Origin of the sequence: Patiriisocius sp. Uisw_017, from assembly GCF_047731265.1 — a bacterium.
GTDB lineage: Bacteria > Bacteroidota > Bacteroidia > Flavobacteriales > Flavobacteriaceae > Patiriisocius.
This window is the reverse complement of record NZ_CP159835.1, coordinates 3,039,021-3,065,814: the sequence shown is the minus strand read 5'-3', so window position 1 is coordinate 3,065,814 and position 26,794 is coordinate 3,039,021. Positions and strand designations below refer to the sequence as shown.

The window sequence follows — 26,794 nt, the reverse complement described above, 5'->3', positions numbered from 1 at the left end:
TATATTAATCTTCTTGCTTAATTCCATTATTGCTAAAATCTACAGGGGCATCATTATCATCTGGTATTACAGGCGTTTCTTTGTAATTGGATTCCCGTGTAATTTTTCTGTTAAATAGTTTATATATGAGTTCGCTAAGCGTATCAAAATCTACTGAATATGACACACCAAGTCCTTGTTCAAATATTTGGTCTTCGCCAATAAATTGAATATCTGCCTGACGGTTAAAAAAGTTCATACGAAGTGTTCCATCTTCATTTATAAGCCATTGCACCTCAATATCACCCGCAATTGCAGTTTCGGTAACACCGCCTACTGGCACCCCAACTTGTCCATTGATTAAAATACGTTCATTTATTTGTGTTTGTAAGGTTATTCCAAGCCTATCTGCGGTTTCGGCATTAGGCAATGTACTGCCTTGAGAATAATCTAATCCAACATTAAATTTATTGTCTTCATCTTGGAAAAGTTCGTTTACAAGTCCACTAACACGGTCTGCAAGTGTTCCCGCAAAAGCATTGGTTCCTTGAAAGCCATCATTTACAAAGTTTCCAGTTGCAAGCAAGAAGATGGCTTGTTTTTCTCGCTCTTCCTCATTTTGTAATTTAAATTCTAATTCGCTTAATACAGTAGCGCCAGTTCTTGGAAAATCTATTCTAAAATTTAAATCGGGTTTTATAATTTCTCCTGTGAGATCAATAATCACTTCAACAGGAATCTTTCGATTAAAGTTTGGATTATCAAGTAAAACGGAAGGATTTGCCTCATCTGTGTATTTCGCACTCAAATTCAAAAGAGCTCGCTCGGGCTGTCCATCCCAGCTGATATAACCTCCGGAAACAACATCAATTTTTTTCTGAATTAAGCCGCTATATCTAAAGTCAAAGACGCCTTCACTTATTAAAAAATCCCCCCACATATTGAATTTACCTTTCGTATCTAGCCTAATTAATAAAGTACCTGCTCCTCTACCTTTTAATGTGGAGTTATTCACTTTATCCACTACTACTTCAACCTCTGCCTTGTTATTTATATCTAAATCAAAGTCTATTGATAATCCTTTAATTTCTTTATTTATAATTTTTTCTCCAATGACACTTGCTCTTTTTTCTTCTGGAGAAAGAAAATTAATAAAACTATCATCCCCAATAGATTCTGTATCACTTAAAGGTATTTTAAAACTTGTGTTTTCTTCTGTTGTAGCAAATACTTTAATCTCTAATTCGTCCACAGGACCTTCAATTGTTGCATTACCACTAATAAAAGCAGTACCGTAATATAATTCGTCTTCGTCTGGCGGTGTGTCTAACACCAGTAACCTTTCTGGAGCTTCAATATTCATATTAAGTTTCCAATCTCCAAAATTTGTATGAGTTGCTCCTCCAGTAAATGTTCCTTTAGTACCGTATTTTACATCTATAATTTCTGTGGTTACCACTTTAATACTGTCCTTTTTAAGAATTACCTGCGTGCTATTATCTAGATTAAAATCTGTATTTAGATAGGGTATTTTTAAGCCGCTGTCCCTAAGGTTGAGTCGCCCGCTAATATCTGGCTCTTTGTAGTTTCCAATTACTTTTGCTGTACCTGATGTTAATCCTCTTATGTTAGTAATCACATCTCCTCCAAACGAAGTAAACCCCTGTAAGTCTATGTCATTAAGAATTATATCCAAATCTATTTGTGGATTATCCTGAGTAACATCAATATCACCAATGGCGCTAATTGATTTTACATTTTCATTAATTAGGGTAGTGTTAATTCGATATTTTGTTAGGTTTTCGTTGCCTTCCACTTCTAAACTAAGATCACCATATCCAACTTCATTAATAGTTACATCATCTATTGTAATTGAACTATTTGGGTAGTAGGCACCATTTTCTTGTAAAAATGCAAGACTACCATTCGTACTACCAGAAAGTCTTAAACTGTCCACTGGGGGGATAATATTGCCAATATCGACATTGGTGAACTTAACCCTGATGGCCTTATAGGTCGAATCTCTTAAAACTCCTGCCATAGCGATGCGTTCATCATTAAAATTAAGCATTAGCGAATCAAATGTTACGGTTTTAAAATTATCATCAAAGGTTACCTTGTTAAGGTCATTGTTATTCTCATTAATATACCAAGGATTGTCTTTATACATTATTTTAGACTTTTTAATTCCGATTACAGATTTACCCAATGGATTAATTGTGTGGTACAATGCTAAATCAAAAATATCCTCTTTTCTTTTACCTCCTTTAAACTCACTTTGTATAAACAACGTGTCATTATAGGTTTTGTTAATAAGGCTAAAATCTATAACATCATACGCTCCAGTATACACAGAGTCTATTTGTACATATGTATTAAATAGTGGATTATCATTATCTACTTGGATATTAACTTTACCTAAATAATTATCAAGGACTAAAATTTCGGGAGATTTAAAGGCAAGTTTAAACTTACTTTTATCTGAAGAAACCGAACCCCGAACACGGGTATTCTCTCCCAATTCTATCTGTGGAACAAACACTTCTACAATTTTATTATAGATGGTGAATTCATAATCTATGTATTGGTTTGTTGTTACTTCTTTAGGAATATAATTTGCATAAATACTTCCTATTCCATTTACGAAAAGATTAGGAATGTCTTGGATTAAGAACTTCCCTGAAATTTTACCATCGACAATATCTGGAGATTTTATTTCTATAATGCGCTCTTCTTTATTAAATGAGGATTTAATCTTAAAGTCATTAAAATAAAAATCGTCTACTTCACTTTGATAAAAAGTTTCTTGAAACGAAATAGTGCCTACCACATTATCTATCGTTGTGCCGTCCATGTCCATTTCGATCTTACCAGCGAATACCGATACGCTGTCACGCTTAACAAGATTTAATTTATTAAGTTCAGCAAATGTAACATTCGCTTTAAAATCGTATTGATTAAACTCTTCTGACACATCAATAAGCCCTTCAAAATCCATTTCTAAATTAGGATCATTTATAACGAGGTTACCATTAAAAACAGGATCCTTGAGCTTCCCAGAAACAACCATGTTTTTATAAGAATAGTCTTGAAAAGAAAAAGAACTTATAAGCCCTTCGATTTTAGCATCTACCGTTTTTTGAGTAAAACCTTTTCCATCAATATCAATGTTCGCGGTAATTAATCCTAGGGATGCTGCTTCGGTAAGCTTCCCTAGATTGAATTTGTCTAAAATTAAACTCCCCTTGTATTTAGCTCTTTCAACTACGGTATAATTATCTAATGCAAGCTTTGCTTCTAAAGTACCAACATCACTGGAGAATTTAGCATCGGTTATTAACTTTTCTCCCGTAATTTGTGTGCTTCCGTTGTAATTAAAAATACCCAAAGACTTTAATTGTTTGGGAAGTACTTCTCCTAATATATTAGGTAAAAACCTTCTCAAATCATAGTAACTTGTGCGCAATTGATGCCGTCGTAAATTAATTACGTATGCATCACTTCCTTCTAATAAATCTTTAAAGTAGAAATTACCAGAAACCCGAGTATTACTTGTTCTTACATTGGCATTTGTAAATGAAAAGTTATTTAATGTACCTTCCATTTTCCCTTTAAAATCTAGCAATTGATTGCGCCCAAATTCATTATAAAATCCATTGAGATCGTTTGTAGAAATTTTTGAGTCAACAAAATCTCCTTGAAAAATTATTTTATTTACAAAATCTGAATACCCATCTTCTCCATAAATCATTTTAACATCTCCTTTTAGATGTGATTGTGGAGTTTCCAAAATTAAATCTTTAAGGATCATTTCAGTTCTGGTGTAAGAAAAATGTGTTGTAATATTTTTTATAGAAAAGCCTCGAGCAGCATCTAATGATAGTGATTGAATGTTTGTGAAAACTTCGACACCTATAATTTTTAAGTCTTGGGCTTCAGTATTTACATTTGTTAAATCAAAAATTATTGGGTTCTTGTTGTTTTCATTAATAATCATAATATGACTATTTCTAATAGTCACCTCATTACTAAACATTGAAAAAAGTTCCGCACCCTCAATACCTGTATTAAATTTATCTGCGAAAATGGTAAGATTGTCAGATTCTTCATTTTTATAATTTTTTACATAAAACTTTGCTTTAGTAAGGTCGATGTAACCAAAACCAAGATCACCTTTGATAAGTTTACCAATGCTAGTGATATTAGTTTGAACTTCTTCAGCATAAATAAGCGTATCTCGATGATGATCTGCAATATAAACACCACGAACATCTAAATCCCCACGCCAGTTTAACCCTAGTCTATCAATACTAATATCCACTCCGTATGTTTCATTAAGAGAGTCCGTAACATGTTTAGCAACAATGGCTTGTACAGATGGCATGGATAAAATTATTACAAATAGAAGCAACAGTAATACAATGATTACAAAGGTACGGGCAAGTATTTTTCTTAATTTTTTGATATGCGTTTAAAGTTATAATTTTACAACCAATAAATATGCCCTAATGACATTGAAAAAAAAAATTGTTATATTCTAGGTATAGAGTCCTCTTGTGATGATACCGCTGCTGCCGTAATTAATAACGGAGTGATTTTAAGCAACATTGTAGCTACTCAAAAAATCCATGAAGAATATGGCGGCGTTGTCCCAGAACTTGCTTCTAGAGCTCATCAACAAAACATCGTGCCTGTCGTTACTCAAGCACTAAAACGTGCAAATATCAACAAAAATGAACTAAAAGCAATCGCCTTTACTAGAGGTCCTGGACTTATGGGGTCATTACTTGTAGGCACTTCATTTTCAAAATCCTTGGCTTTTGGATTGGACATTCCATTATTGGATGTAAATCATATGCAAGCACATATATTAGCACATTTTATTAATACTGAAGGTAAAAAACCACCGTCATTTCCATTTATTGCATTAACAATAAGTGGAGGGCATACTCAAATTGTAAAAGTGAGTCATTATTTTGAAATGGAAATTTTAGGTGAAACAATTGATGATGCAGTGGGCGAAGCTTTTGATAAAAGCGCAAAAATATTGGGATTAACATACCCTGGTGGGCCTTTGATAGATAAACACGCGCAAAATGGGGATCCTAAAAAATTTAAATTCCCTAAGCCTAAAGTTGCACCATTAGATTTTAGCTTTAGTGGCTTAAAGACTTCTGTTCTTTATTTTATTGAAAGAAATGTTGCTGAAAATCCAAACTTTATCAAAGAAAATATGGACGATATATGCGCGAGTCTTCAATACACTATAGTCTCCTATATCATGGACAAATTAAAGAATGCAGTTAAAATTACGGGCATAAATGAAATTGCAATTGGCGGCGGTGTTTCAGCAAACAGTGGTATTAGGAAAGCATTAGAAGAAGCTGAAACGACATATGGTTGGAAAGTTCATATTCCAAAATTTGAATATTGCACAGATAATGCCGCTATGATTGCGATTGTTGGAGAACTCAAATTTAAAAATGGCATATTTGCAAATCAAAGTGTTTCTGCTAATGCTCGAATGCGATATTAATATCTATGCAACTATTTTATAACACCTCGATACGCACAACAAGTAAAGACATTACTTTTGATAAAGACGAGAGTAGACATATAGGAAAAGTTCTTAGAAAACAAATAGGTGATATACTATATATCACTGACGGAATTGGCAATTTTTATGAAATTGTTCTTGAAAATAGCAATCCAAAAAGGTGTAGTGGAAAAATCATAAACGTTATTCCCCAAGAACCAATGTCATATTCATTGCACTTGGCAGTGGCCCCTACAAAATTAAATGACCGTTATGAGTGGTTTCTAGAAAAGGCTACTGAAATAGGTGTTACTGAAATAACTCCTATAATTTGTAATCACAGCGAACGTAAAATTATAAAACCTGAGCGTTATGAAAAAATTATCAGCAGTGCGGCAAAGCAATCTCAAAAAGCATTTTTTCCCATTTTGAACAAAGCGACCAGCTTTGATCAATTTATTGAAAATAATAAAAATACAAATGCCACTAAATTTATTGCCCATTGTGAAGACTCTAAAAAACACTCTCTAAAATCAAAAATAGAAGGACACCAACAATTTATTATCTTGATTGGTCCAGAGGGAGATTTCTCTTCTAAAGAGATTGAAATTGCGTTAACAAATAACTTTGAACCAATAACACTAGGAGCGAGTAGACTCAGAACTGAAACCGCAGCTATTGTAGCCTGTCATAGTATTTATTTTTACAAATAATTTTTATCTTTTTATCTAAATTCTCCAAAATTCATACAATTTGTAGTGATAAAGTGAGTTTCGTCGAATATAATGTCATTTAAAGTTTAAAGAACTAAAAAAACCTGTAAATTGCCCTCCAAACCAACTGATTCCTATAACAATACCATCTCTCTTGGAAAAATTATTACAATCAAAAAAAAATTTAGAGGTTAAGAAGGTGAGCCAAAAACTTTCCTCTAAGCCTATATTAATTGGAAGTATTTCTGCTTTAATAGAGGAGCTTACAATTGTGAAGTATAATACCCCAGCCAAACTTACACTTATTGAAGACTGGGAAAAATTTACTCACTTGACATTTTCTATAATGCACAACAAAATTTAGCATCTCCTCAGCTTAATTTACTAATCAATATTGTAATTTTGAATATATGAGATATTCAAAATTATTTTTTTTTTATTTTTTAATACACTTCTTTTCTACGACTGCTCAGAGCATAGCTGTCCTGCATTATGGAGGAGGAGGTGATTGGTATAGTAACCCTACCGCCTTACCAAATCTGGTTAATTTTTGTAATAAGGAAATTGATACTTCGTTATCAGAAAAAACAACTACTGTAAAACCAGAAAGCATAGATGTTTTTGACTATCCTTTTATTCACATGACAGGTCACGGCAATGTTTTCTTTACACCTGAAGAGGCAGAAAATTTAAGAAATTATCTTTTGAGTGGAGGCTTTTTACACATAGACGATAATTATGGAATGGATCAATACCTCAGAAAAGAAATTGTCAAAATATTCCCTAATATTGAATTAAAAGAACTGCCAGGAAATCACCCTATTTTTAATTATCATTTTAAGTTTTCAGATGGCTTGCCTAAAATACATGAACACGATAAAGCAAGACCAGAGGCACTTGCTATTGAAAAAGATGGAAGATTATTATTACTATATACATTCGAATGTGATCTAGGTGATGGTTGGGAGAATCAAGAAGTTCATAATGATCCTCCCCAAATAAGGTTAAAAGCATTACAAATGGGTGCGAATATTATTAAGTATGCTTTTGAGAATTAACTTATACAGCCTCTTCATAAATAATGATTCCACACAATACTACTCTTTTAAAGACCTTGTTTTAACTATTTAAAATAACCTATATTTAGGTATGTTTAGAAATAACCGTAGCCTTAACATTTCATATACCGCAGTAATTGCATTGTATTCCTTCACAAAAATATGAGCATTAGGTTATTGTAAAAGGTTATATTTACAATTCGAGTCTACAAGCGGTAACTCTCAGCATTTTAAAAGCAATTGTATTCATAGCTGAGATTATTTTACTTTTTTGGTTCCCTGTTTAAAATAAAAACACTTTTACTTTATATTGGTATTGATGCTCTTCTTTTATTGTTAGGGAAAATTGATTTTAGTAGTGTCAAGTTATGCAGCACTAAAAATAATTTGAAAAGAGTATCGTTCTGAATATAAAATGACAACAAAATCTCTCAAAAGACCATAGTAATGAACTTTGAACATCTTTTATCACAAGACGTCCAAGAGTTTAAAATTAACTTTGACGGTACCCTTCCAACATTAGCATTTTCTGGGAGTCCATTTAAAGATATAACTATCCAAGATTTGTTGGTGCAAATTGAAGGTAATATCAAAGCGAAGAATAAATTGCCTTTATGGCACAACACCCCCGCTATTTTATTTCCTCCTAAACTTAACTTAGAACAAACTTCTTCGCAAATTACCGCGGCTTATAAAGCTTCCCTAATAAAAGGCAATTCCTTGGCAGATTTAACAGGTGGGTTTGGTGTCGATTGTTGTTTTTTTTCTGATAAATTTGAGACTATTTCTCATTTTGAGATGAATACTACGCTATCTCGAATTGCTGCTCATAATTTTGATGTTTTAGGCAAACAAAATATTGAATGTCGCAATATAGATGGTGTAGCAGCTATAGAAAACACTTTTTTTGACACCATCTATGTAGATCCATCAAGACGTCACGATCTTAAAGGAAAAGTATTCTTACTTGAAGACTGCCTACCGAATATTCCGATGATATTTGACTATCTCATGAAAAGGTGTGAGATATTAATGATTAAAACCTCCCCTATGCTGGATATTTCGGTTGGTTTAGGCGAAATTAATAATGTGTCTGAAATTCATATTGTTTCAGTAAAAAATGAAGTAAAAGAATTATTATGGATTGTTAAAAAAAACTACGAAGGAATTCCTAAAATAAAAACCGTCAATTTAAATAACCTGTATAATGAAGTGTTTAATTGTCAATTTCCAGACACAAAAAGTGCAGTCATAACGGGACCTCAGAAATATCTTTACGAGCCTAATGCGGCTATCATGAAAAGTGGCGCTTTCAATCAAATTACTTCCCGATTTTCAATGGCTAAACTCCACCAACATTCACATTTATATACAAATGAAGTTTTAGTTGATTTTCCTGGAAGAAGATTTATAATTGAAAAAGTATTGCCTTATTCTAAGAAAGAGACACGCAATGGTATTACTTTTGGCAAGGCTAATATTACAACGAGGAATTTTCCAGAAAGTGTGAATACGCTAAGAAAAAAATGGAAAATCAAAGATGGTGGAAATAAATATTTATTTTTCACCACTATTGAAAATGAAAAAAAAATAGTATTAATTTGTTCTAAAATTTAAAAATGAAATTTCTTTATTTACTACTTATCGCTTTTATTACAACCATTAGTTTTGCTCAAGAGGAACAAGATAAATGCGATTATAAAATTAATATTGACACCGAAGAAGAACAATTTAAATTAACGCACCAGTCCTTAGCAGAGTTTATGGTTGGAGAGAATCAAACAGTTTTTATTTACTTCTCCTTGATGAAAGAAGACAAAGTGAAATCTGTAGTTCTCCATTTATCTTTAAATAGCATGAAAATGCCGCCACTTGTTTGTTATAATAATAAAAGTAGACTTTCTTTTAAACTCGAAAGTGGTGAGTTTGTTGCTGCTCCTTATTTAGGAATAGAGACCTGCGGACGGCAAACCGAAAACGAGGAGTCCTTGAGTAATAGTATGAGCGAAGCATCGTTTTACTTAGATGAGCAGTCCCTCAAAAGACTTTCTGGATCACCTATAGAGACTATGCGGGTTTCTACTATGAATACAAACTTTGATATTAATTTTCAGTCTGTAATTTCAAATGACCAATTAAAGGAGCCCATTTATCCTAGAAGATATTTTATAGAAAATATTTCTTGTATTGAATAGAAAATCAAAATCAGCCTTAAACGTCTAAATCCTCCTTGTGAGGATTTTTTTTGATAAACCGGAATAAAATTTTAAAGCATTTAGGCCTTTGCTTCTAGTATGACCTATATAGTAATTGTCAAAAGGGAATAAATAAGAATATACTTGTAGATAAGATAATTATTAAAACAAAAAAATCCTCGCGAGGAGGATTTGAATGTGAGCCCTGAAGGATTCGAACCTTCGACCGCCTCCTTAGAAGGGAGGTGCTCTATCCAGCTGAGCTAAGAGCCCTAGCAATAAAAAAGTCGGGGTGGCAGGATTCGAACCTGCGGCCTCCACGTCCCAAACGTGGCGCGATAACCGGGCTACGCTACACCCCGTGACTTATTTTTTAACTGTTATATTTCAAAGTAATCAGACCTCCGTCTGATTTTGCGGAGAGACAGGGATTCGAACCCTGGGTACCCCTGTTGGAGTACGACGATTTAGCAAACCGTTCCTTTCGGCCACTCAGGCACCTCTCCTCTCAATAAATGCAAAAATGACATTTAAATTGCGATTGCAAATGTAAAGTTATTTAGTCTTACAAACAACAAAATTAAAAGAGAATTTATTAATATTTTATTTTTTTTTAAGACCCGTATTTAAAGTACTGAAGCGCAAGTATTCAAAAAATAAATAATAGATTTTATTCAGGGTACTCAACTCGCAAATGATAGATATTATTGAGCTTTTTCTTTAAAACCTTCTTAATTACTTGTATATCATTAAAAGTAATGTCGGCATTTAAAAACTGTCCTTGGTCCATTTGACCATTTATAATTTTTTCTACAAAGACATCAATTTTTGAGGATGTAGGTTCTTTTAAACTTTTACTTGCTGCCTCAACACTATCACTCATCATTAGTATTGCCGTTTCTTTAGAAAAAGGCATAGGACCTGGGTACCTAAAATCTTCTTCATTAGCTTCTCCCTGTGTGTCTAATTCGGTTTTATAAAAATAATACACCAAGCTAGTTCCATGATGTGTTCTTATAAAATCAATAATGCGGTCTGGTAGGTTATTTTTTCTAGCTATCTCGATTCCGTTTATAACGTGGTCTATAATAATGGTTGCACTTTCTTTTGGATCCATCTCGGTATGAGCATTCACATTATTTACTTGGTTTTCAGTAAAAAAAGTGGGGTTTGTCATTTTGCCTATATCGTGGTATAAAGCCCCTACCCTTACTAACATCGCATTAGCTCCTATCTCATTCGCTGCAGCTTCGGCAAGGTTAGCCACGTTTAGAGAATGATGAAATGTACCAGGAGCTTTGTCTGATAGTTCTTTTAATAACTTTGAATTTGTATCACTCAATTCTAATAAAGAAACGTCAGAAACGAGTCCGAAAATCTTTTCATAAAGATAAATTAGAGGATGCGCAAAAAGTGTTGCTAACCCACTTAGAACAAAATAACCAAAGGTATTTAATTGAATTTCCCTTATGTTTCCTTCATGAATCAAAACAAACGCGAAATATCCAATAATGTAAATAAGCGTTATTTGACCTACCGAAACAAAAAGGTTGGCTCTTTTGTATAATTCTGACACAGTCAAAATAGTAACAATACCAGCAATAATTTGTAAGAACATGTATTCAAAACTGTTAGGCACTATAAAACCCAATAATAGTATGGTGAGCACGTGCACAAACAATCCTAAACGAGGGTCAAAGAAGGCCTTTAAGATTAATGGTAATAAACAAAGGGGAACAACATACACATAATTTGCATCAAGTTTTACTACAATTGTTGTAAGTAAAACCATTAACAAAATATTAAAAAAGATGAAAGTTATTTTTGTACTGTTACCATAAATTGCGGGTCTATATTTTTTTAAAAACAAGAAAAGCATTAATAAAACAAGCATTACTAATAAGCTGTAGCCAACTAGTAACCATAAATAATTACTCTTAGACCAGACTTGAGATTTGTACTCGGCTTTCAGAGAATTGAGTATTTGATAAGTATCCCCTTCTACTACCTCTCCTTTTGCAATTATCCTACCTCCTTTTTCAATAATACCTCGATTGGGGTTTATAGATTCAATTATTATCGTTAGTTCATTTTCGGTAAGAATCGAATTAAAAGCAACATTCGCTTTAATAACCCGCTGCAATATTTTCTCCAATAAAACGGAACTTCTACTTTCGCTATCTTCATTGCCTATTAAGGAAGAAAACCTTAGATCTTCCTTCTTCATCATTTGTTTAAAAGAAAGCTCTTCAATCTCATTTCCATTCTTTAGATATACTATTTTCTCTGAATCATAGGGATAAATTTGATCCGTAATTCCGTTTTTATATAAATCATTAAGAATATCATTACCAGATTTTTTAATGTCTCGCAACGTAACTTTATAAAGAGAATCAACATAGGTTTCTGTCAGAAGTCTAGAAAAGTCATTTTTTACTTTACCAAGAACATTGACATCAAGATCAAAATAAGGAATGGCATTATTTCTGGCTTCTTGTTTTTCTTCATCAAGAGCCTCGGCGTCTTTTTTTATAGTGAAGCTAAATGGAGCATATAAATTTTCATACTGCCAAGGTTTTCCTTTCTGAAAATTATATTTGAATTGTCCTCCCTTTGGAAAAAGATAAATTATTAGAAAAGTACTTACAAGAAATAGGAAAACCTTATAAATAATAGATTGATTTCTGAATATTGAACCTAGAAGCTTTTTCATTAATATAAAAGATTTGATAAACAAAAGAATGGAATGTCCAATTTATACATCTGTATTTGTTTTGCTAATTATTAATAGGCATTTCATAAAAAATGGTTTCCATCCAAAGGTATGCATTCAAAAGGATTTATCCCAAAACCAATCTTTATTATGATTGATATTTTACTTATAAATATGTATTTTCGCAAAATTAAAACACACTTAAGATAAGATTGTATTTACTGCATCTTATTTTATTGCTTTAATAGTTTTAAACACTAGTAGATACATATATTATGAGTAAAAAGGTCGTAATCGTTTCAGCAGTTCGTACCCCTATTGGTAGTTTTATGGGAGCTTTATCATCACTAACAGCAACACAATTGGGTAGTGCTGCAATAAAAGGAGCTTTAGCCAGAATTAACCTCGATCCTTCAAAGGTGGAAGAAGTTATTATGGGTAATGTTGTTCAAGCAGGGGTGGGACAAGCACCTGCTAGACAAGCGTCAATTGGTGCAGGGATTCCAAATATAGTACCTTGTACGACTATAAATAAAGTGTGTGCTTCTGGAATGAAAGCCGTTATGCAAGCAGCACAATCAATAGCTTTAGGCGATGCCGAAGTTATAGTTGCTGGAGGAATGGAAAGTATGAGTAATATTCCTCATTATGTTCATATGCGTAAAGGAACTAAATTTGGTCCAACAACGTTAATTGACGGAATGCAAATAGATGGCCTTGTGGATGCTTACGATAAAAATGCAATGGGTGTTTGTGCAGATATGTGTGCTACTGAATATAACTTTTCAAGAGAAGATCAAGACGCATTTGCTATACAATCCTACGAACGTTCTGCAAAAGCTTGGAGTGAAGGTAAATTTGCTGAAGAAGTAATACCGGTAGAAGTCCCTCAAAGACGTGGAGAGGCAGTCATAGTTTCTGAAGATGAAGAATATAAAAGCGTAAGAATGGAAAAAATTCCATCTTTACGTCCTGCTTTTACTAAAGACGGTACTGTTACTGCTGCAAATGCTTCTACCATTAATGATGGTGCTGCCGCTATGGTTTTAATGAGTGAAGAAAAAGCTAAGGAACTTGGTTTGCCAATTTTAGCTAGTATTAAGGGATATGCAGACGCTGCACATGAGCCAGAATGGTTTACAACCGCCCCTTCTAAAGCTTTACCAAAAGCTTTAGCAAAAGCTGGTGTATCACAAAATGAAATTGATTATTTTGAATTTAACGAAGCGTTCTCCGTAGTTGGTCTTGCTAACATGAAATTATTAGGGCTCAATGACAGTACGGTGAATGTAAATGGTGGTGCGGTATCCTTAGGCCATCCCTTAGGATGCAGTGGTGTTAGAATTTTAATAACATTGCTAAATGTTTTAAAACAAAATGATGCCAAGCTAGGTGCTGCTGCTATTTGTAATGGTGGCGGTGGTGCAAGTGCTATGGTTATAGAACGCAGCTAATACTCGTCTCGTCTCAAAATGAAATTTGGCCTTTGCAACCTTAGTATTGTACCCATTAGAGCGGAAGCTGCTGACACCAGTGAAATGGTAACACAGCTGCTCTATGGCGAATCGTTTAAAGTAATTGAAGAACGAAAAAAATGGAGCCGTATAAGATTTGCTTTTGATGGCTATGAAGGCTGGGTAGACAACAAACAATTTTCTTTTATAGAAGAAGATGTTTTTAAATTATTGTCTTCTGAAAATCCAATTCTTTCGGAAGATTTAGTAGATATGGTTTCGCTTGAGAACAATCAAATGTTGTCCATTTGTATGGGAAGCAGCTTAAATGGGCTAGACTATTTAAAACATCTTTTTGATGGACGAAAAATAAGTTTAAAAAAAGACAAATCCAATTTTATTGAAACGGCACTTTTATATTTAAATACACCATATTTATGGGGTGGTCGTACACCTTTCGGTATAGATTGCAGCGGTTTTACACAAATGATTTATAAGCTCAATGGTCACAAATTATTAAGAGACGCTAGCCAACAATCTTCTCAAGGAGAGCCATTAAGTTTTATTGAAGAAAGCGAACCAGGAGATTTAGCATTTTTTGATAATAATGAAGGATCCATTATTCATGTGGGGATTATCATGGAAGACAATCATATCATTCACGCCCACGGTAAAGTAAGAATTGATAGATTAGACCACACAGGAATTTTTAATTATGAAAAAAATGCGCATACACATAAATTAAGAGTAATAAAGAGAATAGTATAATTCAACTCCTTTTCACAAATCTATAAACAAAAAAAACCCTGAAGTCGCCTTCAGAGTTTTTTTTGATAATTAGTCGCAAAGATTACTCGCCTCCCATCTCTGAAATTTTAGTTTTCATTTCTTTTACTTTAGCACTCATTTCTAGTTGACTGTATGCATTCATTCTAGCCCTAACCAATCCTATATCAGCTGGTTTTGCTTTGCTTGCTGCTTCTAAATAAGGCAATGCGTCTTGATACATACTTCTTCGTTTGAGTGTTAATTCGTCATACGTTTTAGTATCAGCTTTAGACATCCCTAAACTATTCATTTCGTCAACAATATCTTTTTCTGGAGCTAAAATGATAATCGACAAATTAACTAAAGCCCCTACATGATCAGGTTTTAGTTCTAGTGCCTTTTCATAGTATTGCTTTGCTTTTTCAGTTTTTCCTACGGAAGCAACCATAACCCCAGCATTAAAATATTCTTGAGGATCTGTAGTTCCAGAAGCGAAAATTTCTTCCATTATTTTGTTAGCCTTTTCTATATCCCCTGATTCAAAAGCTAATTTTGCCTCGGCTCTTACTAAAGACATATCATCAGGGTTTTCTTTACGGGCGTCAGCGATGAGGCTACTTGCCTTATCGATTTGTCCTTTATCAGAATATATAAGCACCAATTTTCTTAACATTTCGCCCCGCGCAGATTTTGACATTCTTTCTTCTGGCTTCAAATATTTTCCAGAGATCATTTCAGAATCGCGATCTTCCTTACTAGCAAATGTTATAATCTTTTCATCCTCTTTTCTTAAGGCAATATATTCCTTTTGAATTCCGGTGTATCCAATTTCCATCAACGTTTCATAATAATTTAACGCTTGATCATAATCTTTTCCGTTCAATGCGTTTCCAGCTGCAAAATATAAATCGGATGTGTCCTTCTTTATTTGATAACTTAAATAAAGTTTTTCTGCAGCTAACTTAGGGTTTTTACCCTGATCAGCTACAGCACTGTTTACCAATGCAACACGAACGTTATTAACACCATTGTCAATTAAACTTTCATAGTTCCCATCGGTATCTAATTCACGAGCCATTTTATAAGCTTCAGCTGCCTCTTTCATTTTTTTATAATCCCTACCCGCCGATGCTAATACGATCTCTCCTTTTGTAACATAAAAGTTCGTTTTTAAATCTTGATCTGCATTATCAATAAGTATTTCTGCCTGCAGTAAATACTCTAACGCAGCTGGCATATCCTTCTTTATAAAAGCTCTTTCGGCTCTTTTAAGCTCTTTTTTCTGTCCAAATGCTACTATCGAGACCAGTATTGCAATAAGTAGCGTGCCTAGTTTTTTCATTGTTTGAAATTTTATTTAATGATTAAAAATAAAGATTTTTTGTTAGTTATTATTTATTCTTCTTCACCTTTTGCAATAGCGGTGTCATTTTCGTTTGTTCCAATATCCACGGCCGTCTTAACTTCTCCATCTTCGTCAAGCTCTAAATCATCCTCGTCATCCTTCATTACTTTTGCTACAGCGGCAATACTATCGTTTTCTCTAACTTTAATAAGACGCACACCTTGAGTAGCTCGTCCCATTACACGAAGTGAATCTACAGCCATTCTAATCGCGATTCCAGATTTATTGATAATCATTAAATCATCACTATCAATTACATTTTTGATAGCAACAAGTCCTCCTGTTTTTTCAGTAACACTTATGGTTTTCACTCCTTTTCCACCTCGGTTTGTAATTCTATAATCTTCAATGCTAGAACGTTTTCCGTAGCCTTTTTCACTAACCACTAAGATTTCAGATTCAACATCATTAATAGCAATCATACCTACCACTTCATCTTGTTCATTAGCGAGTCTTATTCCACGAACACCGGAAGCATTTCTTCCCATAGGTCTTGTTTTCTCTTCTTCAAACCTAATGGCTTTACCACTTTTTACTGCAAGCATTACTTGACTCTTTCCATTAGTAAGTTTCGCTTCTAAAAGCTCATCTCCATCCTTTATAGTGATGGCATTAATACCATTGGTACGAGGTCTTGAATATTGCTCGAGTGGTGTCTTTTTAACCTGGCCTTTTTTAGTAGCCATAATCACATTGTGACTGTTCACATACGCTTCATCTTTTAGATCTTGGGTACAAATAAAGGCCATTACTTTATCGTCTGGCTCAATATTAATAAGATTTTGTATCGCTCTTCCCTTAGATGTTTTACTTCCTTCAGGAATTTCAAACACACGCATCCAGAAACATTTTCCTTTTTGAGTAAAGAATAACATGTATTGGTGGTTAGTACCTACAAATAAATGTTCTAGGAAATCTTCATTTCTTGTTGCAGAAGCTTTTTGTCCAACTCCTCCTCTATTCTGAGTTTTATATTCAGTTAAGGAAGTCCGTTTTATATAACCTGCGTGCGAAATGGTTAAGACAACCTGTTCATCAGGAATAAGATCTGTAATACTAACATCTCCTCCAGCATATTCTATAACTGAACGTCTTTCATCACCGTATTTAGTTTTGATTTCTTCGAGTTCTTCTTGAATAATTAGCATTCTACGCTCTTTTTTAGCAAGAATGTCTTGGTAATCTTCAATTGTTTTTAACAACTCGTCATATTCAGTACGTAATTTATCTTGCTCAAGACCTGTTAATTGGCGTAAACGCATTTCAACAATAGCCTTTGCTTGTATGTCAGACAGTTTAAATGCATTTATTAAAGACGCTTTAGCCTCATCGGCATTGGCAGATGCTCTTATCAATCTTATTACTTCATCTATATTATCTGAGGCAATAATAAGTCCTTCTAATATATGAGCTCTTTCATTTGCTTTTCGGAGAAGGTATTCTGTTCTACGCACAACAACTTCGTGACGGTGTTCAACAAAATAATGTATCAAATCCTTTAAATTAAGCATTTGAGGACGCCCTTTTACAAGTGCAATATTGTTTACACTAAAACTTGATTGCAATGATGTATATTTATACAATGTATTGAGTACAATATTAGGAATCGCGTCTCTTTTTAATATATAAACGATACGCATTCCATTTCTATCACTCTCATCTCTAATGTTAGAGATCCCTTCAATCTTCTTATCGTTTACAAGATCAGCAGTCTTTTTAATCATATCTGCCTTATTCACTTGGTATGGAATTTCAGTTACGATAATACATTCACGACCTTGTACTTCCTCAAAACTAGCTTTGGCACGCATAACAATACGACCGCGACCCGTATGGAAAGCGTCTTTAACACCTTCATAGCCATAAATAGTTCCACCTGTTGGAAAATCTGGTGCTTTTACAAATTCCATTAATCCATCAATATCAATGTCTGGATTTTCTATATATGCCTTAATACCTTCACAAACTTCCGTTAGGTTATGAGGAGGCATATTTGTAGCCATACCCACGGCAATACCAGATGCTCCGTTAATAAGCAAACCTGGAACTCTTGTTGGCAGAACAGTTGGCTCTTTTAAGGTGTCATCAAAATTTAATTGATGATCTACCGTGTCTTTATCAATATCAGCAAGCATATCTTCACTAATACGTTGCATTCTAGCTTCTGTATAACGCATTGCTGCTGGACTATCACCATCTACAGATCCAAAATTACCTTGCCCATCTACTAACAAATATCGCAAACTCCATTCCTGAGCCATACGCACCATAGCATCATAAACAGAGGTATCACCGTGAGGGTGATATTTTCCTAGAACTTCACCAACGATTCTGGCAGATTTCTTATGTGATCCAGTTGCCCTAATTCCTAATTCGTGCATTCCGAAAAGGACACGACGGTGAACGGGTTTCATTCCATCCCGCACATCTGGCAGAGCACGTGACACAATTACAGACATAGAATAATCTATGTACGCCGATTTCATTTCATCTTCGATGTTGATAGGGATCAATTTTTCGCCTTCAGCCATAGTATATATTTCTTTATTTTCAGGTTATTTTACTAGACAAGCAATATACGCTATTCGTGCATTTTTACTGCCAAAATGATCTCTTGTTATTCACGAATTTATTAACAAAAATTAGGGGCTTAACCGTTGATAACTATACTATTTTTATCTTTCGTATTCCTGTTATTTTTTGTCACTTTACATTTATTACTGATAAATTAGGAATAGTTTTTGGCATACCCAAATTAATTTTATTAACTTTAGAAAGAAAGACATTGAGCGTATGGATGATAATTTTTCCCCAAGAGTAAAGGATGTTATTGCATTTAGCAAAGAAGAAGCATTGCGTTTGGGCCACGATTTTATTGGCACGGAACATTTAATGCTAGGTTTATTACGTGACGGAAATGGCAAAGCGGTAACAATATTAAATGCATTAGAAGTAGATTTAAATCACCTTAGAAGAAAGGTTGAAATCTTAAGCCCTGCTGCACCTACTACTGGCGTTTCCAGTAATGACAAGAAAAATTTGCATTTAACACGACAGGCCGAACGTGCTTTAAAAACAACCTTTTTAGAAGCTAAGTTATTTCAAAGTAATGCAATTAACACGGCACATTTACTCCTTTGTATTTTAAGAAATGAAAACGACCCCACCACAAAGCTTTTAAATAAAATGAAGGTTGATTATGACGGGGTAAAAGAACAATTTAAACTTATGCTAGCAAACGATGACGATTATATAGAAAGTCCAACGTCTGAATCTTTTCCAAACGAAGATGACAACAATCAAGAAGAATCTGGAAAAGAGAATCTTTTTGGTGGAGCATCTCCTGCTAAAGGAAATAAAAAATCAAAGACTCCAGTTTTAGATAACTTTGGAAGAGACTTAACTGCGATGGCAGATGATGGCAAATTAGACCCTGTTGTAGGTCGCGAAGCCGAAATACAGCGTGTTTCGCAAATATTAAGTCGAAGAAAAAAGAACAATCCATTATTAATTGGAGAACCTGGAGTTGGTAAATCTGCCATTGCAGAAGGATTGGCATTGCGAATCATTCAAAGAAAAGTTTCTAGAATTTTATACGACAAGCGCGTTGTAACCTTGGATCTGGCAAGCCTCGTGGCGGGTACAAAGTACCGTGGACAGTTTGAAGAAAGAATGAAGGCTGTAATGAATGAATTAGAAAAGAATGAAGATATTATTCTTTTTATTGATGAAATCCACACCATTGTTGGCGCAGGAGGAGCAACGGGTTCTTTAGACGCGAGTAACATGTTCAAACCCGCATTGGCTCGAGGCGAAATACAATGTATTGGGGCTACTACTCTAGACGAGCACAGACAGTACATTGAAAAAGATGGAGCACTTGAAAGAAGGTTCCAAAAAGTTCTTGTTGAACCTACATCGGTTGAAGAAACTATTGAAATTCTCCAAAATATAAAAGACAAATATGAATCCCATCACAATGTAACATATACAGATGAAGCTATTAAGGCTTGTGTAAAGTTGACCAATAGGTATATGACAGAGCGTTTTCTTCCAGACAAGGCTATTGACGCTTTAGACGAAGCAGGCTCTAGGGTTCATATAACGAATATAAATGTTCCAGATAGAATTATTGAAATCGAAAAGCGACTAGAAGAAGTTCGTGAATTAAAAAATAGCGTAGTTAAGAAACAAAAATATGAAGAGGCGGCTAAATTAAGAGATGATGAAAAAAATCTTGAAAAAGAACTAGTTACCGAACAAGAAAAATGGGAAAACGACAGTAAGCTGCATCGCGAAAAAGTAGATGAAGAAGATGTGGCCGAAGTAGTCTCTATGATGACTGGAGTACCTGTTAACCGAATTGCGCAAACAGAGAGCAATAAACTTGTCGAATTACCAGACCTTATTAAAGGAAAAGTTATAGGACAGGATGAGGCAGTAACAAAGGTGGTAAAGGCAATCCAACGAAATAGAGCAGGTTTAAAAGATCCTAACAAACCTATTGGTTCATTTATATTTCTAGGTCAAACTGGAGTTGGAAAAACCCAATTGGCAAAAGTACTGGCGAGAGAGCTTTTTGATAGTGACAATGCCCTCATTAGGATAGATATGAGTGAATATATGGAGAAGTTCGCTATTTCTAGACTAGTAGGAGCGCCTCCGGGATACGTAGGCTATGAGGAAGGTGGACAACTTACCGAAAAGATTCGTCGCAAGCCCTATGCTGTTGTATTACTTGATGAAATAGAAAAAGCACACCCAGATGTTTTTAATATGTTACTTCAAGTATTAGATGACGGTCATTTAACTGATAGTTTAGGACGCAAAATAGACTTTAGAAATACAATAATAATTATGACATCTAACATTGGCGCTCGTAAATTGAAAGATTTCGGGCAAGGTGTTGGTTTTGGAACTTCCGCTAAAACAAGTCAAGCAGATGCTAATTCAAAAGGCATTATTGAAAATGCCCTTAAAAAAACATTTGCTCCAGAATTTTTGAACCGTGTTGACGATGTGATGGTTTTTAATCCACTTGAACGGGAACACATTCATAAAATCATTGATATTGAACTGGATCAACTATTTGAGCGAACTAAAGACTTGGGGTACGAATTAAGCTTAACCGACAAAGCGAAAGATTATATCGCAGATAAAGGTTTTGATAAAGAGTACGGTGCAAGACCGCTGAAAAGAGCGATTCAAAAATATATTGAGGATGCGCTCGCTGAAGAAATTATAAATAGTAATCTTCAAGAAGGCGATACAATAACCATGGATCTTGATGAAAAGTCGAATGAATTGACAATTAAAATCAAAAAGCAAAAAAAGACCACAGAGTCATAAAATTATTTTTTTAATTTCTTATTAGACCACCTGTCTATTTATAAATAGGTGGTCTTTTGTATTGATATTACAAAAAAAATAACATCGATTAGCACATTTCATTGTTATGATGTGGGGTTTTGTGAGGGGTTTGTATTTGAGGCCGTTTTAATACCTGATATTTGCGAAGGTCCTGTAATTACTCCGAATAATAGAGAAATACTAAAGTTAGTAAGAAACACTTTAAAGACAATCGAATGGTATACATAGCCCATAGGATAATGTGCTGCGCCGCAGACACAATAACCTATGTAGTTGCCTCAAAAACTGGAAACTTAATTGCTAATCCTTTAGTAACTGACAATCTAAAATGTAAAGATCTTTCAAAATTTGAAAGAAGTTCTATTCAAAACCTTTCTCAATATTTGCAACTTTGAGTGAAGAAATACAATGGTCCCATAGCACTGTTTTTAGTTATTCCAAAATATGATCGACCAAAATATATTAAGTGCTAGGATACAGGAAGAGATTCATAATGCAACTTAAGCCATTGTGAGATATCGGGAACTCACAAAACCAATTGCACCAGAAAACGCAATAGGAAGAATTTCTAGAATGAATGCAATCAATAACAAAACAGTTAATGAAGCGGCATTAAGATAAACAGAACAAAAACTTAAAAGCTTACAAGTCTCGTCAAAAAATATAAATAATGGCGATTTTGGAATTTGTCGTAGATATAAAAGTCCAATATCTGAAGGGCGCATATTACTAATTCCTCAGATAGATGCTTGCGTTAATTGTGCTAGCTAATAGATTTAAATTATATAGTTATGAGAGAAAAACTACACTTTGAATTTGGGGAGGTCTCTGTTTATAAAGATTATGTTATTGTTGTGATGAAAGAAGGCATAACTGTTGCCCCAAAGTATAATGACGATCTTATAAAAATAAGTGAAGCTTATTTTAAGAACAGAAAATTCGGTTATATAACCCACAGGAAGCACTCATACTCGGTAGACCCCCAGATTTATTTTAAAACATCTAAGATCAAAAATCTGGTTGCTTTTGCCATTGTCGCAAACGAAAATCCGATTACTAAAACATCAGATCTTGAAAAAAAATTCCTTAAACAGCCGTTAAAAGTCTTTCTAGAACTTGAAAATGCCGTTAATTGGGTTCAAGAATTAGTGAAAGACGAAATTCTTAAAACATCAAATCATCATCAATTTTAAAGCTCTTCAAAAATCCTATTGCTGCATGAATATCATCTGCTAAAATTCTATCTTCAGATACAAAGGAAACTACCTCTCTAAAATTAGAAACAAAGCTTTCTATAAAAGGAGAAGATTTTCTTGGCTTTCTAAAGTTGAGCGCTTGTGAAGCGTTCAATAATTCAATTGCTAAAATAGTCTCAATATTATCAACAATCCGTAAGCATTTAGTAGCAGAATTTGCGCCCATACTTACATGGTCTTCTTGCCCATTAGAGGAAACAATAGAATCTACAGAAGCAGGTGTTGCCAGTTGTTTATTCTGGCTAACAATACTCGCTGCGGTATATTGTGGTATCATAAAACCACTATTTAAACCTGGATTGTCTACTAAAAATGCAGGTAAGCCCCTAAGTCCAGAAACCAATTGGTAAATTCTTCTTTCAGAAATATTACCAAGTTCACACATTGCTATTCCTAAATAATCAAGACCTAATGCCAAGGGTTGACCGTGGAAATTACCACCAGATATAATTAAATCTTCTTCTATAAATATATTTGGGTTATCAGTAACACTGTTTATCTCAGTTTTAAATGTTTTATGAACAAAGCCAATGGTATCTTTTGAAGCACCATGAACTTGTGGAATACATCTAAAAGAATATGGGTCTTGAACATTTTCCTTTTCGGTAGCACCCAATTCGCTTCCTTCTAAAAGCTCATTAATACGTTCTGCTGTTTTAACCTGTCCACGATGTGGTCTCACTAAATGAACTAATGAATTATATGGACTCATATTACAGTCAAAAGCATCTATAGAAATGGCACTAATAGCATCTGCTAAATAGGAATATTTATAGCTTTTCAATAAACAATGCACACCATAAGCACTCATAAATTGAGTCCCATTTAGTAGCGCAAGTCCTTCTTTTGCTTGTAGTATAATGGGTTCCCAATGATACTCTTTCAATACTGTAGCTGCAGGAATTATGGTGTCATTAACCCAAACATCGCCTTTACCTAAAAGCGGTAATGACATATGTGCTAAGGGAGCTAAATCTCCAGAAGCGCCTAAACTTCCTTGAGTGTATATAACAGGAATAACGTCGTTATTAAACATTTTTATAAGGCGCTCTACCGTTATCAATTGCACACCGCTATACCCATAGGATAACGACTGTATTTTTAATAATAGCATTATTTTAACAATCTCTTGAGGTACATATTCACCAGTACCGCAAGCATGAGACATCACTAAATTCTCTTGAAGCTTTGAAAGATTTTCAGCAGAAATTTTCACATTGCAAAGTGATCCAAACCCAGTATTAATACCATAAATAGGAATATCATTATTTGTGATTTTTGACTGAAGGTATTTGTAAGATTTATTAATATTGCTAACAGCTTCCTCAGATAACGCTAGTTTTTGATTGGTTTCCAAAATTTCCTTTACGTCTGAAATATCTAAAACCGTAGTGCTTATATAATGATGTTCTTTCATATAAAATAGATTGTATCCTGCAAAAGTACAATTTCTTGTTAAGTTTTTACAAAATAAGAATGTAGTAAGTATAAAGCATTAAATTTGCGGCTTTTAAATAAATATTCTACTCTTTATAAGATACTTTTATGAAAAATATATATTTAATTCTCCTTATAGCAATCTCGATTTACGGGTGTAAAGAGGAAGTGCCAAAAGATTATGTTACATTCTCAGGAACCATTGAAAATAACACTTCAGATTCCATTTCTATTAATAGTAGAACTTTCAAAAAGTCTTTTGTGGTTACTGAAAAAGGAACGTTTAGGGACACACTTAAAATAGAAGCAGGTGTTTATTATTTTGATAATGGTACCGAAAGCACTCCTGTTTTTTTAAAAAATGGATATGAAATTGATATGAATATCGATGCCGAAGATTTTGAAAAAAGCATCAAGTATTCTGGGAAAGGTGCAGAAAACAGCAACTATTTAATTAAGAAAATGAATTTTGAAAAAGAGCTTTACGATCAAGATTTCAATGCGCTAGATCTCATAGAATTAGAAGTTAAAATTTCTGAAATGACGAAGCAGACTATTGATTTTATAGATGGTGAACAAGGAATAGATTCTCTGCTTGTATCTGGAAATAAGCAAGAGCTTGGTATGATGATGAAATCTTTTAAAAATTATTATGGCGAAATGATTTCTTTACGATTAGCGATGCCCAAAGGAGCACCTTCTCCAACGTTTGTAAACTTTGAAAATGCAAAAGGAGGCACTACTTCATTATCAGATTTAAAAGGAAAAAATGTCTATATTGATATTTGGGCAACTTGGTGTGGGCCTTGTAAAGCAGAAATTCCTTCACTCAAGAAACTAGCGGAAGACTATGCAGGAAAAAATATTGCATTTTTAAGCATGTCTATTGATGATGCAAGATCGCATCGAGGTAGTTTGATAAGAGCAAATGAAAAATGGAAAGCAATGGTTCAAGATATGAACTTGGGAGGAATACAATTATTTGCCCCTAATGGATGGCAAACAGCATTTATAAAAAACTACAGGATTAAAGGAATTCCAAGGTTTATATTGTTAGATAAAGAAGGAAATATTGTAGACCCAAACGCCCCTAGACCAAGTGATGAAAAGATTAGAACAATGCTAGATGATTTGATGTAGTAGCAGTAGCGCGTTTTCTATTTTAAACCGCAACATACAATACAAAAGCGAATATCTCAAAATGAGTTATTCGCTTTTGTATTTAACAAAGAAAAAATACCGCCAATCGCTACTGCTCACTGTCAACTGGACTTTCGTCTTTTCTAAACAATTCTATAAAAGCATCTCCTAACATATTTGTAATATCGCTTGCCATCATTGCTTCAAAACCTATGGCCTGTGATGCAATATTTCCCGCGCTACCGTGCAAATAAACACCAAATACCGACGCCATTAATGGGTCGTAACCTTGGGCTACCAAGCCAGCAATAACGCCACTCAACACATCGCCACTCCCAGCGGTCGCCATCCCTGGATTTCCGGTAGTGTTGATATATATTTCATCTTCAGAAACAACCATCGTATTTGCGCCTTTTATAACGATAATGACCTGGTACTTTTTTGCGAAAGCTTTTGTCTTTTCTATTTTATCAAAATCATCCGCCCACTCCCCTACTAATCTTTTTAATTCACCTAGATGTGGGGTTAAAATTGCATTTTTAGGAATCAATTTTAGCAATGTTTTTGTAGAAGCAATACAATTTAACGCATCAGCATCTAATAAAATGGGACAGGCTACTTTCTTAAGTAATCCTTGCAAAGCCGCTACTGCTTCTTTACCGGTGCCCATTCCCATTCCTACAGCAATAGCGTCTGGCATAAAATCAAAATCAATCTTTGAGAGTACTTTTTCATTTTCATCTGTACGCACCAACGCCTCTGGAACTGTACTTTGCATGGTTGTGTAACCGCACGCAGGTATAAATGAGGTTACTTTACCAGCACCAATGCGTAAGGTGGCTTTTGTACTCAATACTGCAGCACCAATACTGCCATAACTTCCGGCAACAATTAACGCATGTCCAAAATTTCCTTTGTGCGCATATTTGTGACGTTGTTTATAGAAACCTTGTGCTTCAGGCTTTTCAATAAGCTGGGCTAAGGGCTCAACAGTTTCCATAAACTCTTCATCCAATCCAATATCAAGCACCTCATAAAAAGTGACATAGGGACCACTTTCAGGTAAAAAGAAAGACAATTTTGGTGTCTGAAATGTAAGTGTATGATTCGGTTTTACTATTGCCTCTGGGTCTTCAATAGGTTTTTCGGCATAGAGGCCACTTGGAACATCTATAGATAATTTATAAGCACGCTTACTATTTATATGAATGATTAAGTCCTTTATCCACCCCTTAGGTGGGCGATTTAAGCCTATTCCAAACAATGCATCAATAATAATATCTTCTTCGTTTATATCTGGAAAATCTGTGTCTCCTTTCATTAACAAAGGCCAATCCTTTGTAACTTCTTTATACCTTCCGTAGTTAATAAGAAAACACTTGGAGCGTTTATCTGTAAAATTAGCTATATAGCATTTAACAACGTATCCGTTTTCAATAAGCAATCTTCCTAAAGCTAAACCATCACCACCATTATTTCCAATACCACAAAAAATATGAATGGGTACTTGGGCGCCCTGCAATCGCTGATGCAACCAAGTAAAAATTTGTCCCGCAGCTCGCTCCATAAGAGCTACGGAAGTAATTTCTTGATTTTTAGTGGTTATTTTATCTGCTTCGTATAATTGTTTACTGGAAAGGACTTTCATCTTGTTTTTGTGTCTGAACTGATTTAAATTTTATGAATCTCAAAGTTACTAGAAATCAAAATATAATATCTCATTTTTAGGTATCAGGATTTAAATATGACAAATTTAGGAGTTTATAAATA

18 protein-coding genes and 3 tRNA genes are annotated in these 26,794 nt (G+C 34.2%); 12 read left to right on the top strand and 9 right to left on the bottom strand.

The genetic code is table 11. From position 1 onward, the window contains the following. Positions 1-4: 4 nt before the first annotated feature. Positions 5-4,363 carry a translocation/assembly module TamB domain-containing protein gene (locus tag ABXT67_RS13835; RefSeq protein ID WP_415374628.1) on the bottom strand — a complete coding sequence of 1,453 codons (4,359 nt, stop codon included), beginning with the start codon at positions 4,361-4,363 and terminating at the stop codon, positions 5-7. A 129-nt stretch (positions 4,364-4,492) separates the two neighbouring features. On the opposite strand from ABXT67_RS13835, the gene tsaD reads away from it, so the two are divergent. From tsaD to ABXT67_RS13805, 6 genes are all read left to right on the top strand, one after another. Then, the gene (gene tsaD, locus ABXT67_RS13830; protein ID WP_415376998.1) at positions 4,493-5,515 is read left to right on the top strand and encodes a tRNA (adenosine(37)-N6)-threonylcarbamoyltransferase complex transferase subunit TsaD; all 1,023 of its coding nucleotides are present in this window, start codon (positions 4,493-4,495) and stop codon (positions 5,513-5,515) included. Between the two features lie 5 nt (positions 5,516-5,520). Then, positions 5,521-6,228 (top strand): 16S rRNA (uracil(1498)-N(3))-methyltransferase, encoded by a 708-nt coding sequence (locus ABXT67_RS13825; RefSeq protein WP_415374627.1) that lies wholly within the window; start codon positions 5,521-5,523, stop codon positions 6,226-6,228. Positions 6,229-6,382: 154 nt separating this feature from the next. Next, positions 6,383-6,592: a hypothetical protein gene (locus tag ABXT67_RS13820; protein ID WP_415374626.1), complete on the top strand. Its 210-nt coding sequence runs from the start codon at positions 6,383-6,385 to the stop codon at positions 6,590-6,592. Between the two features lie 46 nt (positions 6,593-6,638). Next, on the top strand, positions 6,639-7,286 hold the full coding sequence (locus tag ABXT67_RS13815; protein ID WP_415374625.1) for a DUF4159 domain-containing protein: 648 nt from the start codon (positions 6,639-6,641) through the stop codon (positions 7,284-7,286). Between the two features lie 447 nt (positions 7,287-7,733). Further along, on the top strand, positions 7,734-8,903 hold the full coding sequence (locus tag ABXT67_RS13810) for a THUMP-like domain-containing protein (protein WP_415374624.1): 1,170 nt from the start codon (positions 7,734-7,736) through the stop codon (positions 8,901-8,903). A 2-nt stretch (positions 8,904-8,905) separates the two neighbouring features. After that, a complete protein-coding gene (locus tag ABXT67_RS13805) occupies positions 8,906-9,481 on the top strand; it encodes a hypothetical protein (RefSeq protein ID WP_415374623.1) in 576 nt (191 codons plus the stop codon). A 199-nt stretch (positions 9,482-9,680) separates the two neighbouring features. Here the strand turns inward: ABXT67_RS13805 and ABXT67_RS13800 are convergent. From ABXT67_RS13800 to ABXT67_RS13785, 4 genes are all read right to left on the bottom strand, one after another. Further along, a tRNA-Arg gene (locus tag ABXT67_RS13800) sits at positions 9,681-9,754 on the bottom strand. A gap of 14 nt (positions 9,755-9,768) precedes the next feature. Continuing rightward, positions 9,769-9,843 (bottom strand) — tRNA-Pro (locus tag ABXT67_RS13795). 55 nt (positions 9,844-9,898) lie between these two features. Next, positions 9,899-9,987, bottom strand: a tRNA-Ser gene (locus ABXT67_RS13790). A gap of 164 nt (positions 9,988-10,151) precedes the next feature. Continuing rightward, positions 10,152-12,194, bottom strand: coding sequence for an HD family phosphohydrolase (locus tag ABXT67_RS13785; RefSeq protein WP_415374622.1), 2,043 nt, complete (start codon positions 12,192-12,194; stop codon positions 10,152-10,154). 275 nt (positions 12,195-12,469) lie between these two features. On the opposite strand from ABXT67_RS13785, the gene ABXT67_RS13780 reads away from it, so the two are divergent. Beyond that, positions 12,470-13,648, top strand: a complete 1,179-nt coding sequence (locus ABXT67_RS13780) for an acetyl-CoA C-acyltransferase (RefSeq protein ID WP_415374621.1) — start codon at positions 12,470-12,472, stop codon at positions 13,646-13,648. A gap of 18 nt (positions 13,649-13,666) precedes the next feature. Continuing rightward, entirely contained in the window at positions 13,667-14,416 is a 750-nt protein-coding gene (locus ABXT67_RS13775) for an NlpC/P60 family protein (protein WP_415374620.1), read from the top strand. Between the two features lie 82 nt (positions 14,417-14,498). Here the strand turns inward: ABXT67_RS13775 and ABXT67_RS13770 are convergent, their stop codons facing one another. Further along, the gene (locus ABXT67_RS13770; RefSeq protein ID WP_415374619.1) at positions 14,499-15,758 is read right to left on the bottom strand and encodes a tetratricopeptide repeat protein; all 1,260 of its coding nucleotides are present in this window, start codon (positions 15,756-15,758) and stop codon (positions 14,499-14,501) included. Positions 15,759-15,811: 53 nt separating this feature from the next. Next, positions 15,812-18,352 (bottom strand): DNA gyrase subunit A, encoded by a 2,541-nt coding sequence (gene gyrA / locus ABXT67_RS13765; protein ID WP_415374618.1) that lies wholly within the window; start codon positions 18,350-18,352, stop codon positions 15,812-15,814. A gap of 262 nt (positions 18,353-18,614) precedes the next feature. Here gyrA and ABXT67_RS13760 point away from each other — a divergent pair, with 262 nt between their 5' ends. From ABXT67_RS13760 to ABXT67_RS13750, 3 genes are all read left to right on the top strand, one after another. After that, positions 18,615-21,170 carry an ATP-dependent Clp protease ATP-binding subunit gene (locus tag ABXT67_RS13760; protein ID WP_415374617.1) on the top strand — a complete coding sequence of 852 codons (2,556 nt, stop codon included), beginning with the start codon at positions 18,615-18,617 and terminating at the stop codon, positions 21,168-21,170. Between the two features lie 236 nt (positions 21,171-21,406). Then, on the top strand, positions 21,407-21,586 hold the full coding sequence (locus ABXT67_RS13755) for a hypothetical protein (RefSeq protein WP_415374616.1): 180 nt from the start codon (positions 21,407-21,409) through the stop codon (positions 21,584-21,586). A gap of 396 nt (positions 21,587-21,982) precedes the next feature. After that, positions 21,983-22,384 (top strand): hypothetical protein, encoded by a 402-nt coding sequence (locus tag ABXT67_RS13750; RefSeq protein ID WP_415374615.1) that lies wholly within the window; start codon positions 21,983-21,985, stop codon positions 22,382-22,384. On the opposite strand, the gene hutH is transcribed toward ABXT67_RS13750, so the two are convergent. After that, on the bottom strand, positions 22,356-23,864 hold the full coding sequence (gene hutH / locus ABXT67_RS13745) for a histidine ammonia-lyase (RefSeq protein ID WP_415374614.1): 1,509 nt from the start codon (positions 23,862-23,864) through the stop codon (positions 22,356-22,358). The genes ABXT67_RS13750 and hutH overlap by 29 nt on opposite strands. A gap of 128 nt (positions 23,865-23,992) precedes the next feature. Here hutH and ABXT67_RS13740 point away from each other — a divergent pair, with 128 nt between their 5' ends. After that, the gene (locus ABXT67_RS13740) at positions 23,993-25,024 is read left to right on the top strand and encodes a TlpA family protein disulfide reductase (RefSeq protein WP_415374613.1); all 1,032 of its coding nucleotides are present in this window, start codon (positions 23,993-23,995) and stop codon (positions 25,022-25,024) included. Between the two features lie 109 nt (positions 25,025-25,133). Here ABXT67_RS13740 and ABXT67_RS13735 read toward each other — a convergent pair whose 3' ends face one another. Further along, positions 25,134-26,672 (bottom strand): NAD(P)H-hydrate dehydratase, encoded by a 1,539-nt coding sequence (locus ABXT67_RS13735; protein WP_415374612.1) that lies wholly within the window; start codon positions 26,670-26,672, stop codon positions 25,134-25,136. Between the last annotated feature and the right edge of the window lie 122 nt (positions 26,673-26,794).